The 18627-nt window shown below is 46.1% G+C and carries 9 protein-coding genes; 3 read left to right on the top strand and 6 right to left on the bottom strand.

Annotation, left to right across the window (positions count from 1 at the left end; all coding sequences use genetic code 11):
- Positions 1-418 precede the first annotated feature (418 nt).
- Positions 419-3292 (bottom strand): zinc dependent phospholipase C family protein, encoded by a 2874-nt coding sequence (locus tag ACJJIW_RS16695; protein WP_282932940.1) that lies wholly within the window; start codon positions 3290-3292, stop codon positions 419-421.
- Positions 3293-3641: 349 nt separating this feature from the next.
- Positions 3642-4862 carry an RHS repeat-associated core domain-containing protein gene (locus tag ACJJIW_RS16690; protein ID WP_282932941.1) on the bottom strand — a complete coding sequence of 407 codons (1221 nt, stop codon included), beginning with the start codon at positions 4860-4862 and terminating at the stop codon, positions 3642-3644.
- A 677-nt stretch (positions 4863-5539) separates the two neighbouring features.
- Between ACJJIW_RS16690 and csrA the strand changes: the two genes are divergently transcribed.
- Entirely contained in the window at positions 5540-5710 is a 171-nt protein-coding gene (gene csrA / locus ACJJIW_RS16685; RefSeq protein ID WP_282932948.1) for a carbon storage regulator CsrA, read from the top strand.
- A gap of 777 nt (positions 5711-6487) precedes the next feature.
- On the opposite strand, the gene ACJJIW_RS16680 is transcribed toward csrA, so the two are convergent.
- Entirely contained in the window at positions 6488-6799 is a 312-nt protein-coding gene (locus ACJJIW_RS16680) for a hypothetical protein (protein WP_444935781.1), read from the bottom strand.
- The gene (locus tag ACJJIW_RS16675; RefSeq protein WP_444935780.1) at positions 6800-7570 is read right to left on the bottom strand and encodes a hypothetical protein; all 771 of its coding nucleotides are present in this window, start codon (positions 7568-7570) and stop codon (positions 6800-6802) included.
- 113 nt (positions 7571-7683) lie between these two features.
- On the opposite strand from ACJJIW_RS16675, the gene ACJJIW_RS16670 reads away from it, so the two are divergent.
- Together ACJJIW_RS16670 and ACJJIW_RS16665 are read left to right on the top strand one after the other, a co-directional pair.
- Positions 7684-8571: a transposase gene (locus ACJJIW_RS16670; protein ID WP_282932967.1), complete on the top strand. Its 888-nt coding sequence runs from the start codon at positions 7684-7686 to the stop codon at positions 8569-8571.
- A 189-nt stretch (positions 8572-8760) separates the two neighbouring features.
- Positions 8761-8970, top strand: a complete 210-nt coding sequence (locus ACJJIW_RS16665) for a hypothetical protein (RefSeq protein ID WP_444935779.1) — start codon at positions 8761-8763, stop codon at positions 8968-8970.
- Positions 8971-9141: 171 nt separating this feature from the next.
- On the opposite strand, the gene ACJJIW_RS16660 is transcribed toward ACJJIW_RS16665, so the two are convergent.
- Positions 9142-9666, bottom strand: coding sequence for a hypothetical protein (locus ACJJIW_RS16660; RefSeq protein ID WP_444935778.1), 525 nt, complete (start codon positions 9664-9666; stop codon positions 9142-9144).
- Positions 9666-17687 (bottom strand): FG-GAP-like repeat-containing protein, encoded by an 8022-nt coding sequence (locus ACJJIW_RS16655; RefSeq protein WP_444935777.1) that lies wholly within the window; start codon positions 17685-17687, stop codon positions 9666-9668. The genes ACJJIW_RS16660 and ACJJIW_RS16655 overlap by 1 nt, the downstream gene beginning before the upstream one ends.
- Positions 17688-18627: the final 940 nt, after the last annotated feature.

Genomic DNA, 18627 nt, shown 5'->3' with positions numbered 1-18627 from the left:
TACCACCCAATCTATCGATACTTCTCTTCCCGGCTTGTATCCAAACCAAGATTTTCCAACCCCAAGTATATCTTCTCAGTCTTTCACTGCACCTTAACACTAAACGAGAAAGAAATAGTCGCTAGAGCGGGTACTAACAACACGGCTCGTACCTCTATCTAATCTTTGGGTGTCCAGGATGATTTTCTGTACTATCCGATACTACAACTTAATCTTAAATAAGCAGACTTTTGAATTGCGGGCTAAGGCTTTCACTAACGGAACGGTAGATATCACTAACCGCTCCTGCACAAAAAATAACCAGCCCACAACCCAGATAGTAGCCGCTTGACAAAGAAGACACCTAAAATAGGTGCCTTTTTCCTCAAGATATAGCCTTTTAATCTTTTATTTAAGGTAAGTTTTTAGATGGCATGTATTACAAGCCCATATCAAAATTATTGTCACTAGCACACTGTTCATCTGGATATGGGAAGCTTTCACTCAGCGTTTTATAAGCAGAGCCCGCATCAAGAATCCACTCAAAACCTATCAAAGAGGGGTTCGTCACTCCAGAAGTTAACGGTCCTTTAAATAACCCGTTAAACAAAGACTCTCTAGCACTCCCGTCCTGCCAAAGCACGAAACCTGAGCTGGAAGAGTAATTATCGAAGAAGCGATACTTATCTTCGCTACCAATAGATCTTGGTAACGGAGGAGCACATGTCATCCACTGATGGTTACCGTCGATACTTTTGAAGGCTCCCGCAACTAAGTTATCTGCGCTTACCCCATTAAAAGTAGACTCACTCAAACCCTGGGTCCTTGCCAAGGCTTTCAGGCCCTCGGCATCCAGTAAGGCTAGTTTTGCCAAAGTAATTGCGTTGGCAACTACCGGATAACCACTTGCACTATAATCGCCATTGCCATCCAGCTGCATCTCTGCTGTAACCCTATAGGCCATATCCGGGATTTTAACTAAATGTTCACTGTGCGACTCATTTTTTGAGTACCAGGTATTTAGTGCCGTATCGGTCATGGGTGCATCAAGCAGATCGATTAGCTCCTTGAACTCGGTGGGCAGCATATCTTCCACCTCTTCAATCGCATACTCTTTTACTTCTTCTTTTAACCCATCGATTACCTTTCGAAGCTCCTCCCTTGCATCAATCAAGCCTACAGGTATTGGAGCACTATCAAGAATATCTAAAACATTGGAGAGCGCCTCAATTATACCACTAGTATTTTTCCATATATCACAAGCCTGTGACGGAACACCTATAAAGGTGGGGCCATAACAAGATACCCAATCTGACAAAGGATCTACATTGCTAGCATTTTCATTCATGGTATTGACCATCATGGTAGCGGTAGTGCGAGTATATTCAGTCATTGCAACATCAATACTTGATTGCCACATTTCGAATATTGACTGAACTGGACTCACATTGCTATTTAGCAGCTGCATCAAGTCTACAGCAGCATCTTGAATAGCGTATAAGTGGTCCTCAGCCTCCTTCATCTCTTCATAAGCAGCTTCTACATCCTCAATATTCTTTTCTGCCATATCATTAACTTCGTCCTCAAGCTTATGGATGGCATTAAGAGCTGCATAGTCTGCTGAATAAACCATCTTTGATAAATTTTCACAAACTCCCACATCATCAGAGGCCAATTTTTCTGCTTCAAAATGAATTACTATCTTTCCTGAACTAGATTCTTTAACCCAGAAACGGTCTACATAATCATAAGAGGTGGATACACGAACATTCCAGTCATAGGTTTTATTGTTAACGATGGGGACAACAACATCACCAACAGCAATGGGAACAAACGGTGCAGGGATTATCTCCCGAGTCAATTCAAGAGCTGCCAAAACCCCACTATTTATTAAAGGCAAGTGCCCTAGAGCAAAATTTCTTGTATACGCTATCTGTTCTGATTCAATATCAGCCTTTAGATTTTCGGACCACTCATTAAAATATGAATCAGAGAAAACTTCATATGCCGAGATGCCATTACCTGTCTCAGTCCAGTGATCCCCATCATCCCCACCAAATAGACTACCAAATAAACCTAGCGGATCCAGAGAATACTCAACAACCTCCTCCACACTATCAAGACCCAACATATTGGCAACCGGATCAAGATTAATTGCCTCATCAACCAAGCCAGTGGGGTCAATTGATTTAATTGCAAATTCGCAGCCATTAATAGCTACCTCACTGCGCCAATCTAAAAGCGCCTCTTCAAGCTCTTGCCTCTTATTGGTCAGATCAGAGTAAGAAGATTGAGCTTTATCCAGCGCAGAAGTTACTGAATCAAACCCAAAATCTTCAAAGTCTCGCTTATAACTAAGAAGTTTGCTATTAATTGATTGGAGCTTATCTATTGCAACATTGGTTTCGTCAATAAGATCATTACCAATATCTACAAGATCACTGGCAAGTGATTCTGGCACAGAATAACCCGCATAGTATTCGATAAGATACTGAACTACCCAAACATCAATAGTGTGCCAATATCCTCTAGCGTCCGTTGCCTGCCGATATAATTCCTCTCTAAACTTTGAAATCGCAGCTAAATGAGAAGCCATCGGGTTTTTTTCATATTGTTCTGTAGGGATATCCGCATAAATTAACTTATCCCTTAGAAACTCAAATAGCTCATCATCATTCAAGTCAATCCTCTGATAAGGCTCGCCAAGTGCCTCACCCAGGTAATCACGTAACACCGGCACCCTTGAATCGATATAAGATTCAAGGGCAATATGGCGCTTTTCGTTTAGACTTTCGCCATCAAAAATAGCGAAAATATCACCCGAATACTGATTTACGTATGTATGAGCAAACACATCTGCCGAAGCATGCCCGAGATATCCATAGACATACGCCTTACCCGTATTTGAGGCATCCTTTTGAGTCAACAAGTACTTCAGCCAATCGTCTGTGTTATAGCGCGTACTATCCTCTTGGACTATTGCATCTCCAGCTTCATTCTTATCCAAAGCTCCAGGGTGAACACTGGTCTGCCCAACTACGAAATCAGGAGAAGCATCAGGCCCTATATTGCCAAGCAGATAAGCGGACTGGTTCTCTAGGATCGCAGAAGAAACATCATCAGGAACATCAATATCATAGTAATTATTATTGATTTCAAAAGTGACCCTGCCATCATCAGCAAGGTCATTAATCACTTGCTGCCCAACAAACACATGGCTCTTTAGCTTAAAAGCCCAACCCTGATTAGTTGCCAATAACCCTAAAAGAAGACAAGCAAACTGCCTCCCTAATCCTTTTCCCTTATAAAACATCTTAAATATTTCCTTATAACAAAAGGGTGACTATATCAAACAAATAGATTTTCCTTAACTTATCCATCTAACAATAGGTAAAACATATTCAAGAGAGGAGAGTTTAAACAGTGGCTGGAGTCGATACCTGCTATCTACCATCGGCAGTGATCCAATGCTTCTGGACACTTCACCAGGATAGTAAAACTGCCAAGTGAGATCCAACATGACAATAAAAGATATCAGTCGGCATTTCGGACTGAAGCCCAAGGAAGGCATCGCAACCTTAACCTCTGAATAGGAGGGCTAATCCCTAAAGGGAAACCTGCCACAGCGAATAAGAGAACACTATCTTTGAGTATCTAGGATTCTATCGTCCACCAGTAGTAAAAGCCGCACCCTGACCAGCACCCTGTGTCCCTCCCTGGCCAGAATCACTAAGAACGGTAAAGCTGGTAACATTCCCATTACCATCCACTACTGCGGCAACCGTTTCTGTCCTCTTGATCCGGCTACCGGTTTTACTGATTTTCGCCTTACCAATAACTACTTTTAATGCCTTCTGCCCACTCTCAGTTGTAGGATCATCTTCGCTCTTAGAGCGCCCATTGTGCTTTTGCCCCGTATCACCTTTATTTTCCACATAACCTGTAGGGTCAGTCGCCGCCAATGGATTATTCATCACATAGCTATAGGCATTCAGGCTCTGGCTGTCCTGAGGGTCCAAAATAATCGGATCTGGAGAAAGAAAGCGGCCGAGCTGATAATCATACACCCTGCCGCGCATATGAATCAGCTTTTGGTCGTTCAGGTGGCGGTGGCCAGTAAAGCCCTGGTCGGTTGTGTTAAAGCTATCCAGGTTGTCCTGCCCCTGGAAGTCCCGGCTTTGGCCGAAGGGATCATAGCTGCGGAACTGCCTGACAAAATCACTATCACCAGGCTGCAAGTTGGCATCGACAATGGTGGTGATACTGCCGAGGCGGTCTTGCAGTAGGATGCTTTGCTCTATGGTTTCGTTTTCACGGGTAATTACCAGGTAGCCACCGTGGGTGGTGCGCTCTTTGGTGGAGCTGCTGGTGGTGATCTCTTCGTAATTGCCGATATAGAGGGTGGTGGTAACGTTGCTACCCTCTGTCTCCACTTTTTTATAGGCATCGATACCGGTGCCGTAGAAATACTCGGTGACGATGCCATTGCGTTCGATACGATTGGCTTGGTTGTAGTTGTCGTATCCCACACTGAGGCCATCAATGCCAGTAATCAGGTTGCCGGCGTTGTCGTAAACCAGGCTGTGGCTTTGGCCATCGGTGGTGGTGACTTGACGTACGGCGTGGGGGCCGGCGTTGCCGCCGGCACTTCTGGCACTGTTGCCGTAGCTCAGACTGGTGGCGTAGTCGCTTTTTGAAGTGAGATTACCGACGGCGTCGTAGGTGTAGTTTACGCTGCGGTCGTACTGTGGGTAGTCACTGGAGGTGACAGTCTGGCTTTCCAGGCGGTGCAGCGTGTCGTAGCTGTAGGCGTAATCCAGGCCGTTGTGCTGGTGGGTTTCGCCGGTAACCCGGCCGAGCTTATCGTAGAAGGTGTCAGTCACTTAGTTGTTGGCATCGGTGCTGACAGTGCGCTCACCGAAGGCGTTGTATTCGAAGCTGCTGTGGCCGCTGCTGGAACATTAATAATTTTTATTTTTTTACTCTGCCTTTTAAATCAGAGAAGGTTCCAATTTAAGCTGCAACTTTTAATAGAAAAGTGAGATTTTATGGATAAAAGACCATAAAAAAATAGGCACGAAAATGATCTTATTGGATTTTATTCAGTTTGTTTTAGTGTCAAAGCTGCGTAAAATTGACAGATATTTATCGATATTTTGGCCGTAATTGAATATGCCTAAATAGGCTCGTAGCCAAGAGATCAAGAAACCCAAGAGTTTTAAAACCCATCCCTCAAAGGAGAACGGTAGCGTGACGTAAGTGTAAGTAAAAGGCGCTGACCCAAGGTGCGCCAACACCCGGGGCCAGCTAACCAAATTGATAAGCAAGTATCAAAGTGGCTCAGTGGATAATACGCTAGAAACCCGCTCGTCTTCAATAAAGTGGAGTACATTCAGAGGCTTGAAGAGGTTCTTCAAGCTCTGGCAGCGTTGCGTCCGTCTTTTCTTCTTCTACGCCTACCGTCCTCGTGCACCGCCTCTCATTTCCATCGCACATTACTTACTAAGCATTCCCATCGCGGAAAATCCGTACATAGTTTTAGTCTCTGTAGGAAATGAATATGTTGATTTTAAAGCGTAAGACTGGCGAGAATTTGAGGATTGGAACCAATATCTCAATCACAGTATTGGAGGTTAAAGGTAATCAAGTGAAGATAGGAATCAATGCTCCCAGATCCCTGTCCGTTTACCGTGAAGAGATTTATGTGCGTATCAAGAGGAGCAGGAAGTGAGAAACTGAACATGCCGGAAGGGCTGCCCTTTCGGCTGGATCACTATTTAGAACTAATGGATTGGAGTAGTCGACATTTAGCCCCTAGAAAACGAGGTAATGTTGCTGAAAGCACGCCACCCATCCTCAAACGACTAGGCATCTCACCAAAACACTGGCTACACCTCAACAGAAACTTTGAAAGTTGCTTTAAAGGTTTGGGGGGGGGATCAGTGGAGACAGTACAACAAGCCTGTATACAGCTCAATAAACGCTGGGTGCACGGTATAGGCGACTGTCGGCGCCTCCTTTCTGCAGCATCCTGCTAGTTACCACCCAACCTATCGATACTTCTCTTCCCGGCTTGTATCCAAACCACGATTTTCCAACCCCAAGTATATTTTCTCAGTCTTCCACTGCACCTTGACACTAAATCAGAAAGAAATAGTCGCTAGAGCTGGTACTAACTACACGGCTCGTACCTCTCTCTTATCTTTAGGTGTCCAGAATTTATTTCTTTGCTGAACAAACGCCGGGTGCACGGTTTGTACGATTGCCAGCGTTTCCTTTCCGGAAATCACACCTAGTTGAACTCGCTCAGCATCAGTGAGTTAATTTTTGTCCACCTAGATATTAAACATACCCAAAGTACTCCAACACTCACTATTGACACTTCCGAGGCACCTCTTGAGGCCATAGCCACATAACCATGTGGTGAAGGTGATTATCGAGGTGCCTTGACTCATACCTTAGTCTACGGGTGTCCTGAATTCGTTAGGGTATCCAGAATTTACAAATTTCATGAAGTAGTCTCCAAGGTTTTCAATATTTCAATACCTGAATAAAGCAACCCTACTGCTAACAATAAAGAAAGAGCCGTATAAATAATCAACACAATTGATTGCTTTTTATACTTAACCCCTTGTTCATCCAAAAAACTATTGGAAATAAATATCGATGGTACAAAAAATTTTACAAGCAAATTAGCTTTAGAAGAAATATGTCCTCTAACCTTCCTATCGTATACAAAAGAAGCTACAAAACAATATGCAGCAATTATAAAGAGCACAAACTCCAAAAAAGCAAGTAAATCTTCAGCTATGTTTATCATTTAGCACACCAAATTTGAACAACCACTATCTATCCACCCCCCGGATACCGACCTTGCTTTGATAGCTTGCCTAACAGACCATACCGAGGTTGCATTTCTCATGACTTGTGCTTCTAATCCCAATCCAGCCTTTAGATTTAGACTTGTTATTTTCTCCGCATCATTCACTGTTGCACCTCCCCCATAAGTCCATACGTGAAGAAGCCCTGAAGTGTCTTGTCCTGCCATATCTACCAAGTTTAGAAAACCTATGGAAGCGAATCTAGATCCCATAGCGACACCCACACCTCCGCCGGCACTTCGCGTAACGGAAAATCCAACATCAATAGAATCAAAATCAATAACAAGTGCCGTTGATCCACCAATGTCATAATCAATGTCAGGACTAACAAGCTCTTCAACAAGCCAACCTGAGATTGAAGCTTCAACCCCCAGTGATAATGTTTTAGACCCGTCTACTACTAATGAAATTGCCTGCTTAAATCTATCTAGCAGTGAACCATCGTGCAAATTATTATTTGAATCGCTAGAGCTACTCTCTTTGGACCCCTGGCAAGGGCTACCACATCCCACAAGTTTAGATTGATTAACAGCAGCAACATTTCCTCCACGACTCTGTTCTCCAGCCCGACTTTCCTCACTTGCCCCTCCGGCACGCCCCCCCTCACCAGCAGTAGCAAAATTCTGGACACCCACAAAAGTCGTCGCTTTAAGTGCCACAAATATTGACACAGTAGAGATGCTGGGATCAAATACTGTATAAATATACATGCCGATAAAGATTCATGCCCTTACCTCGTAGCGCACAAGTCTCGTTAGACACCACTCCCTATTACCATTGCGTGTCCCGCTGCGTACGAAGGGCGTTTCTGTGTGGTAGAGATATGAAGTCTGGTAATGACTATGAGCATCGCCGCGAGTGGATTGAATCCAGAGTGCATAATCTAGCTTCAATCTTTGCCCTTGATATCGCTGCCTATGCAGTTATGAGTAATCACTACCATATCGTACTTTATATCGACAAAGAGAAAGCGCTGAATTGGCCGGATACCGAGGTCATTATCCGTTGGCAGAAACTATTCAAAGCTTCCAATTTGGCCCGTCGCTACCTTCAAGGGGACACTCTCGATCACTGTGAGATGAGAAAACTAAAGGAAATCATCGCTCTATGGCGAGATCGCTTGATGGATCTTAGCTGGTTTATGCGTTGCTTAAACGAGTCTATCGCCCGCCAGGCCAATGCCGAAGATAATTGTACAGGCCGCTTCTGGGAAGGTCGTTTCAAGTCCCAGGCTTTATTAGATGAAAGAGCCCTTGCTGCCTGTATGGCCTATGTCGACCTCAACCCTATCCGTGCCAATATGGCAAAAACACCAGAAGACTCTAATCATACCTCGATCCAACAACGTATTCGTGCAGCAATCTTAGGTGAACAACCCAAAGAACTTCTACCACTTGTAGGTGGAGAGCCCCTAAATATGCCTAAAGGGCTTCCCTTTCAGTTGGATCACTATTTGGAGCTAGTGGACTGGAGTGGTCGACATCTAGACCCCAGAAAACGAGGTTATATTGCTGAAAGCACGCCACCCATCCTCAAACGACTAGGCATTTCACCAAAACACTGGCTATACCTCAACAGAAACTTTGAAAGTCGCTTCAAAGGATTGGTGGGATCAGTGGAGACAGTACAACAAGCCTGTATACAGCTCAATAAACGCTGGGTGCACGGTATAGGCGACTGTCGGCGCTTCCTTTCTGCAGCATCCTGCTAGTTACCACCCAATCTATCGATACTTCTCCTCCCGGCTTGTATCCAAACCACGATTTTCCAACCCCTAGTATATTTTCTCAGTCTTTCACTGCACCTTAACACTAAACCAGAAAGAAATAGTCGCTAGGGCTGGTACTAACAGCACCGCTCGCACCTCTCTCTAATCTTTGGGTGTCCAGGAAAAAAAATATTGGAAGGGCTGGTAAAACTGGCCAAAGCCTTGCATGTGAGTTTGGATGAACTGGTATTCGAGGAGAGTGAGCGCGGCCCCAGTGATCGCATGAAGCTGTTATTCGAGGCGGTGGAGAGACTCAGCGAAGAGGAACAGTTGATTATCCGCGAGCTGCTGGAAGGCATGATTGTGAAGTACGAGGCCCGGCGCTGGACACGTACCGGATAATAAAAGCCCCGGCAGATTGCTCTGCCGAGGTGATCCTATAGCAGGATGCTCTGTTCAGTATTCGAGCCCCCACGGGTAATAACCAGATAACCAATGTGGGTGGTGTAATCCTTGTAATTACAAAAAGGCCCACTAGCGAAGCAAATAGTGCTTAGTAAATATCCTGACAGATCAACTAAGTTCTTTGAGCTTGTCACGGAGCCAATGTATTCCATCTCCACTTTGGTTTTTTTCGATGAGCTTTTTCAGGCTTTCAGTTCGAGAACTAAGTGCCAAAGATTCTAAAGCAACGGCGATTGCCTCCTGAGCACCGCGCTCCTCTGGAATATCTATTTCTGAATCTGATGGCGCTTTATTATACAATTCAACAAGTACACTCCAAAGCTCATCATTGCTGGAAAATTCAGCAACTGCTAAAGAGCGAGCAAGCCCTGCTAAAATTTTAGGGTGGTGCTTATTTTTTAAATGTTTAATTAAAATGGGAACCGCCCCCATATAATCATTCTTAGAATTAACGAAATCCCAAACAGAAGCTACTGCAAAACCCGCTTGATTTAGTTCTTTGACCAATTCCCTTTCATCATCAGCATAAAGCTTTTCCAAATCAGTCAACCGCTCATTTTGAGCCTTTTTCATTGCTTGATATTCTTTATTCTTTGCTAGCTCCGCCATCAATTCAGCAGCTGTTTTACTCATCAGTTTGCTCCAGGGATAAATTTGAGATTAACAACACCATCTTGTATCGCTTGGGTAAGCGGGCCACTTAATTTTGTTGATGGGCGTACATATAAGTCGTACTGCAATCCCTGTTGTTTCGCAATATCTGCAAAATCTCTAAGTTGCCGAGTATAGCTCAAAGATGCCACGTTCTTAACCTCGGAAAGTGTTGTACTGGTAACACCATCAGGAATTCTATTACGACCATTTATAGTAAATTTCTGTTTTTTACCAATTTCAAAAGCAGCTTGCACAGCCTCTTCGCCAGCTCGTCCAACTTGGCCCGCACTCTTTGTAGCTACAGTAGCATTCCTGATAAATAAGAAAGATCCAAGCTTGGCTGCCCCTCCGGCAATTACACCTTCAACGGGTAGCATCCCTTCGAACAACTTTAAAATTTCCCTTCCGGCATTTTTTAAGTTGTACTCTGTATAGTTTATAGTGCTAGGTTCATTACCTGTGGGTAACGTAGGAATATCGTCATAGGGAGGGCCATCATTTGAAATGATGGTTTCATTACTCTGCCCACCAGAACGACTCCCCTCACCGGCATCAGTAATAGCCTCTTGCCCTACGGCTATAGAGGAAACCGATATGCTGCCCCCATTACCATCAACTCCAACGGGAACCTTCCCTACAGGTATCTTAATCCTACTATTATTCAGCTTTTTATATACTGTCTTAGTCTTTACAGCCTTCTGCCCACTCTCAGTTGTAGGATTATCCTCACTCTTAGAACGCCCATTGGGCTTCTGCCCCGTATCACCGCCCTCTGCCGCATAACCCGTAGGATCAACCGCCGCCAGTGGATTATTCATCACATAGCTATAGGCATTCAGGCTTTGGCTATCCTGCGGGTCCAGAATAATCGGATCTGGAGAGAGGAAGCGGCCGAGCTGGTAATCATACACCCTGCCGCGCATATGAATCAGCTGTTGATCGTTCAGGTGGCGGTGGCCGGTGAAACCCTGATCGGTTGTGTTAAAGCTATCCAGGTTGTCCTGCCCCTGGAAGTCCCGGCTTTGGCCGAAGGGATCGTAGCTGCGGAACTGCCGTACAAAATCACTATCCCCGGGTTGCAGGTTGGCATCGACAATAGTGGTGATACTGCCGAGGCGGTCTTTTAACAGGATGCTTTGCTCTATGGTTTCGTTTTCACGGGTAATTACCAGGTAGCCACCGTGGGTGGTGCGCTCTTTGGTAGCGCTGTCGGTAGTGATCTCTTCGTAATTGCCGATATAGAGCGTGGTAGTAACGTTACTCCCTTCTGTCTCAATCTTTTTATAAGCATCGATACCGGTGCCGTAGAAGTACTCGGTGACGATGCCATTGCGTTCGATACGATTGGCTTGGTTGTAGTTGTCGTATCCCACACTGAGGCCATCGATGCCGGTAATCAGGTTGCCGGCGTTGTCGTAAACCAGACTGTGGCTTTGGCCATCAGTGGTGGTGACTTGACGTACGGCGTGGGGACCGGCGTTACCGCCGGCACTTCTGGCGCTGTTGCCGTAGCTCAGGCTGGTGGCGTAGTCGCTTTTTGAAGTGAGATTACCGACGGCGTCGTAGGTGTAGCTTACGCTGCGGTCGTAATGGGGGTAGTCACTGGATGTAACAGTCTGACTTTCCAGGCGGTGTAGCGTGTCGTAGCTGTAGGCGTAATCCAGGCCGTTGTGCTGGTGGGCTTCACCGGTAACGCTGCCCCAGGCGTTGTGGCGGTAGTCGATGGATTGGATCTGGTCCGATTGCAGGCAATTGACACCGCCGGCACAGATGCCGTCGATAATATCGCTGCCGGCATAGCGGCTGATCTTTTGCTCAATACCGCCCATAAACTGTTGGATAACCGGAGCACCGCTGGCGGTGGTATCGGTGAGCGTCCAGGTGGTGACCCAGCTTTGATCCGCTTGGTAGTGCTGGTGCTGGTAGGCGTGGCCACGGCTGTTATAACGGCTGCGGAAGATTTCCCCATCGGCGGCACGGGTGACGGTGGGCCGGTGGTAAGTGGTATCCCAAGCGGTTTTTTCCAGGAAGGCCTTGGCTTCGTCGATCACCGTGTAAGTAGCGGCCGGATGATAGGTGCCCGACTGGTATTCAAACAGGCGGATGTACTCTTCATTGCGGGCTTCGGTGGTTAAGAGCCCGTAGTGGCCGTTCTGGTCGTACAACCTGGCAATGGTATCGCCGTTGTTGACCGTGCCGGTAACCCGGCCGAGCTTATCGTAGAAGGTGTCAGTCACCTGGTTGTTGGCATCGGTACTGACAGTGCGCTCACCGAAGGCGTTGTATTCGAAGCTGCTGCGGCCGCTGTTGGGATCATCTACTGCTATGGCTTCCCCAAAGCCGTTGTATTCGTAGCGAATATCATTGGCTGCGGCATCGACTAAAGAGACCAATCGGCCGGCACCATCGTAGCGGTAGTAGGTTTTACCGCCCTTGGCATCCTGGGTGTAGACCAGCTTTTTGTTCGCTGCAAAAGCCTTAAACATGGAGAGACTAGCCCCATCACCATTAACGACATCGACGGCTACCCCTGTGCGGCTATAGGTGTAGGTGGTGGTAAAGCTGAGCGGGTTGCTGTAGCGCTCGTGCTTTCCGGCCCGGTTCATATCGTCGAACTCAGACCAGGTTTCATAGGTGGTAGTGGCGCCGTCGTAGTGCGGCTCTTCCGTACGAACCAAATTGCCGCGCTGGTCGTACTCTTTATTGGCAACCACGGTGCGCCCATCGAAGCCGAGGGTTTCGGTGCGAAGGGTGCGGCCGAGGCTGTCCAGGTATTCAGTTACCGGTGGGCTGCCCAGGCTCCAGGTAACGCTCTTTTGCAGCGCATCTTGCGGGCAGCTTCCATCACACCAGGCGCGGCGACTCTTGACCGTGGGGGCTGCATCAGAAGTTACTGTAAGCGGCTGGCCGAAATCATTTAAGGTGGTATCGGCCTGACGGTTCAGGGGATCAGTGGCCGAGACTACGGTGCCAAACCAGGGGTTGGTGGTTTGATAACTCCTTGCGCCACTACCCCATTCGTTGTTGTACGTCGATTCAACAAAATAACCTTCGGAGTCGTAAACGTTGGTAGCAACCCGGTTTGCGTCACTGCCACCCTGCTTGGTGGAGCTTAATACATTGCCGTATTGATCAAAGCTCAGTACTACCGCTTTGGTAAGGGTACTGCCACTGGCGGTAATTTCGGTGCGTTTGGGCGCACAGTTTTCGAAGCTGCTGAAATCACTGCGAACATCCTGATCTGTTGTGTTGAGACTACCAACCCCAACATCGTAATTATTGCGCTGGCTGACAACTTGGCTATAAACCGGGGTGTTGCGGCAGCTGGATGAGGTAGAAAATTCAGCCGTGGTGGTTTGGCTTGAGCGGCCGTAGGGGTCCACTTCTACAAGTATCGCTTCAACCTGATTGCCCAGGCTGTCGTAGTCACTGGTGTTGGTGACTGTAGCAGCAAGACCATTGTCTCCGATTTCATATTCTTTGGTCGTGTCCTTGGTAACGCGGGGCAGATAAGTTCCGCTGGGTTGGCCAAAGCTATTTTTCTTTGTATTGACCTGGTAATCATAAAATAGGATGTCATCACCACTGTATTGCTGACGACTTTCCAATATTCCAGTGTAAGGGAATGCTTGATAGAAGGTGCTGATATCACGATTGCCGGTGGTCATTTCCTCGCGGGTGATTTGGCCAAACCCGGCAAAGCCCCTACCCTTTAAGTGAGCAACTGCACCTTTGTAGGTGTAGCGCTCTTCATTAAAGCCGCCGACTCCATTATCGGACTCCACACTTTTTACGATCCGCATACCATTGATAAAGTTGGTATAGGGATAGGATTGTGCCTCTGAGTTAGGTGTAAAAATACGACTTCCACTATCGTGCTGCTCTACCAGAGTCGCATAGTTGATACGATGTCGTTCGATACGCTCATCGGCCAACTTAATGCCACTCACCAGGTCGTACTCACTGCGATTACCAAGATACAGATAAACGCCTGGGGTTGGACCACGGTAAGTATAGGTCTTTCCGCTGGCACCGAGATAGGCACCGTAATCTGTTACCCCATCGCCATTCACATCTGCCTGGAACAGGTTTTCCTGATGAGACTGGATGCCAAGGTCCTGCTCGGTATAGCTGAGGCCACTCTCATCATAGGTGGCGATATAGGCAGACCACTTATACACATCATACTGAACGGGGGCTGCTTCAAGCTCCGTATCAATATTACACGGATTGTTTTGGTAAGAACCGTTATCACAAAGGGCTTTGTAGGTAGTGCGGCTCGGTGCCATTAAATCTTCGATGCCATCATGGTTGATATCAACCGCAAAAGCCAAATGATTCCATGCGTAAGCGCCATTGGAGGTGTTACCAGCCATCGTACGTATCGAGGCGAACTCTTCCAGGCCGGTACTGGCGAAGCTGGTAAAAGAGCCATTCCCTTTATTAAGAGCGTAATACCATTCGTACTCAAGGTCGTTTGGTGTGCTTAAAGCCAGGAGATCTTGCAGTCCATCACCGTTCACATCTGCCCACTTAATGGTACTACGGCCATCAGAAAAGCGATTACCAACCAGGCCTGAAACAGTTATGGTTTGTTCTGCGCCGACTGACCAGCTTCCATTAATATCGGTGACTTTATACCAGTAAATTTTATTATCTGACTTTAACAGGGAGGCACTCACAAGAACATCTTTAACTCCATCGCCATCCAGGTCCTTCATGCTAATTGCCCCGAAGGCACCCGCCTCAAACTGGGCTTGCTTAACTAAGGTGCCGGCATTGTTGCGATAGAGATTATAGGTATAAGTGTAGTTATCCACTTGTTCATCGGGCATGAGGATATCAATCGCTCCATCGCCATCGATATCTGAAGCTGCACTTTCACAGAAGTTGACCATTGCCCGTGCCGCCGGGTTAGCCGGCACCGCCAAAATATATTCACACTTGGACTGTATACCAGTATCAACAAACTTAAAGCTGGAGCTGCTGGAATCCCAAGTTGCGTACTTCAGCTTTTTGTCACTGGTGGTAAATAGCAGATCATCACGACCATCCAGGTTGATATCGATACGGGATTCATCAAACTGGTTAGACAAACTCTTAAGATCATTAATTTCCGGATAGTCTACCCACTGTTGCTCAGAGGATAGGTAGATTCCCTGATCCCGGGCCCAGATATCAAATAGACCATCGCCATCAAAGTCGCGGCCGCCCACGGCTTGCGTTGCCAAACCATCTTCGTGCTCGACATAGTTCGGTTCAATATCAACGGCGGGAATATCAGAGCCAAGCAGGGACTCTTCCTGCCCCCATTCAATATCATTCACCGTACAATTTGAACCTGTTGGGCAGTAGCTCAAGCTAACAAGGCGATCAATCGCACTATCATTCGCATAATCAAAGCGATACTCGTGGCCAGCTGCTCCATTAATATAAATTTTTAATTTTTCAAGGCGGCTTGCGCTTACCACTTCTGCTCCGTGAACAAACTGGCTCCGGTAACGATTGGCAGTTTCATAGATAAAATCTACTTCTCGACTGCCATAGGCTCCTTGATAACCGGTGTAATAGATTGCATCCAGGCGGTGCTCACCGCTGACGGTTTGATACTTCCAGGCAATGTTGTTACCAAAAGCATCTTCTTCCCAGGCCTGCTTCCAAGCCATGGGGGCGGAAGTGCCACTGGGCACAAATACCGCGTTATTACCTCCACCAAATGTCAGAATTTGGTTGTTTTTCGTCTCTACTTCAAAGTAGGAGGAACTTGAACTTATTGCGCCCCCCTTTTGAGTAATCTCACTGCCATCATAAATCTCAGTAGCATAAACAGCGCCAGATTGCCCATACGAACCCGACACCAAAATCAGGCGCTGGCCGTTAAGGCAGAGTTTATCGCTGGAATCAAACTGAACAGGAGTCGATTTTCCGTCAATAGCAAAGGTTTTTTGACAGCGAGACACCGCTCCACCGGTGCCTATTGACCAGCCAAAGCCAAGGTTACCGTACCCAGACTGGCTGCTATAACTCACGCTAAGGCTTGGAGCCATGCCATTTCTGCCGGGGGGCAATGCGACAGGAAAATTGTAATTTACCGCCCCGCCATTAACAGAGATGTCGCCCTCCCAAATCGCAACATTTTCATCAGATGGGATACTAAAGAGGGAATCTTCTGTAGCCGCGGCAAGAACAGTTAGATTTTCATCATTTTCATCGAAGTTAAAGACATAAACCATCGCCTCTTCAGAGTAGTCTGAGCAATAGTCATTCATCTTTGATAGACAAGCGGCCAGTTGATATTTCTGGTAACCGACAGGGGCATCAATAAGTGTATGGCTAGTTCCGCTTAAAGGACCTGGGTCTTCAAAGTTTGAATCAGTAGAGCTGGTAAGCTGAAAGTAGTCAGCATCACCGGCAGTCTCATCCCACCACAGCTCAACTTCACCATCTTTACCGATATGATTTACAAACAGTTTTGGAGCCTCGGGTTTTTCATAGACTTCAACATCAACCTGACCCCAAGGGCCCGGACCGGAGTCATTGCGAGCACGAACCTGGAAGGTATATGTCCCTGAATTGGATAAGGTTACGGAGTCCCCATTGTTGATTGGGGTCCAGCCGCCGGTACTCTTATACTGAAGCTCATACGAGTCAACATGCACATTAGTAAGGGGGGCATACGACACAACAACTGATTCGTTAACCCATTTTTTGTTAGCACTAACACTAATACCTACCATGGTCGGTAAGGGTAATATCACCTCAACATCAATATTGCCAACATCATAAAATTTAAACTCGGAGCCATCACCGTTAACATCAACATTCTGGCTTACCCAGTAGGTGTAAGTGCCGTTCTTGGTTTTGGTAAATTCCTTACTCGTTTCATATTTCTTTGCACTCAAAACAGTAGAAACATTATTGAATGTTTCTGTAATCTCATATTGCCAACCATTTTCAGAATCGTAAGGTAACCAACGGAGAATATAATTTCCTTCTGACGGCGAGGGCTCCACCATTATTGCGTCAGCTGTAACCGTTACAGTATTTGAGGTACTACCACAACCTGCAGCATTACAAGCTGAAACTCGAAAGGTATAGTCACCTTGCAGTTCAATATCGAGGGTATCTTCGGTGATTTCAGCATCGACTCTCTTACTCTCAATCCAAGTTCCACTTTCATGCATCTCTTCGATCAGATATTCATCGTAGGAACCACTGGATGGCGGATTCCAGCTTAATAAAACGCTGGATGTTACTTGAGAAACAGGTGAGGAAAGTCCAGTAACAGCACTAGGCAGCTCTAGAACTATAAATGAACTGCTAGTTTTGGTACCGCCACAACCCGTAGCATTACAGGCTTTTACCTGATATTGATATTGCGCTTCATCTTGATCTGAAAAAGGCTCTGTCCGGCTTGTACCATTATTAACCCAAGCCCCCCAGCTACTCCCCTTAAGCTGCCTATATGAGTAGTATTCAACAGTTCCCGATGCAGTTCCCCAGCTGACGTTATAGGAGCCAGTTGTATTATAACCGCTGGGAACAGTGATAGAGCTGGGAGTGCCAGGCTTTTGCAAAACAGAAAAGGAGCCACTGGTTTTACTACTGCCACATCCAGAGTCATTACAAGCCCTAGCTTGATATTTATAAGTTCCATCACCCATACCGCTAAAGGATTTGGATTTACTAGACCCCATTCCAACCCAACTTCCCCAACTACTATTTTTTGACTGTCGATACTGATAATAGTCAACAATTCCACTCGACGAAGTCCAGCTAACGCTATAGGAGCCATCAGTGTCAGTTGAAGAAGGGGCAGAAATTGAACCAGGAGCGCCGGGTTTTGGTACAGTTACAACTACAGAAACAGCACTTCCAACAGAGTAACTCTTAGGGAAATACTCCCCAACTTCAGGGTTGTAATACTCGCCCTGAGCATATACTTGATATGTATAAGTCCCATTCTTCACCTTGGAAAAGCTCTTGGACAGAATACTCACACCCACCGTAGAGGAGCTTTCTGAGCCATTGTATTTTTCAACGATTTTATAGTTGAATTTTACATCGGAATGAGCATCCCAACTGAGGGTGTAACTCCCAGTTGACGAACTTGGGGATACCCTTAGTGTCGCTGCTGGATGAGCACATAGAGAAAATAGCAAAAGCCAAACAGCACTAACTACCCGTAAAACACTCACCTCAACACCCTTTCCGACCAAGTAATTTATGTGCGCGAAATATACCTTGGACCTTTGACCTTTTCTATAGGCCTGCACTATCTAAAAATTATATTTTGAATATAAACACACCCTTTCCCCTGACAATACTGTCTATTTGCATTTTGATTGCAAAAGAAAACGATATCTAAGTAGGTCAGACATGCGAACTTAATAAAAGCGTACCAATAAAATAACCAGCACCGAAAAGTAAATCTTCAACCTCTCTCAAACACACCAAAATTTCCATTTTTATACAAACTAGGCACCTATATCATGGGGAACTGAGCCACCCCCACTTACACTTAACGCCGACCATTACCAAACATCAGCACCCCAACGGCTTACTGGGCAAAAGGCTTCCACCTGCTACCATTAGCCAGTAGTTTACAGCTTCAACATTAACCTTTTTTACCCATAATATTCATATAGCTTCAGTGCACTGCCTATTCCTCCATTTTCCATTTTGCTCATCATTGCCAAATCTATTTCATGCCCTTCCGATCAAACACCGCTTACAAAACACAAGAGGGGCAAAAGAAAAACTAGATAGAACTTCACTTAGAAATTTCTCCGCACTTATTCTATCTTCGGGTGCCCAGTATCCATTTAGAGACAATCCCACCAATACCTGATTTATTACTCCACCACCTCGGCCATATATAAGTAATTGTTCTTTCCCTTAATTCAACAGAGGCAACCTAACTAGCCGTCACGCGACACC

It is taken from the genome of Microbulbifer maximicatervae (SeqCode) (assembly GCF_052467815.1).
This window is presented reverse-complemented; position numbering and strand designations above follow the sequence as displayed.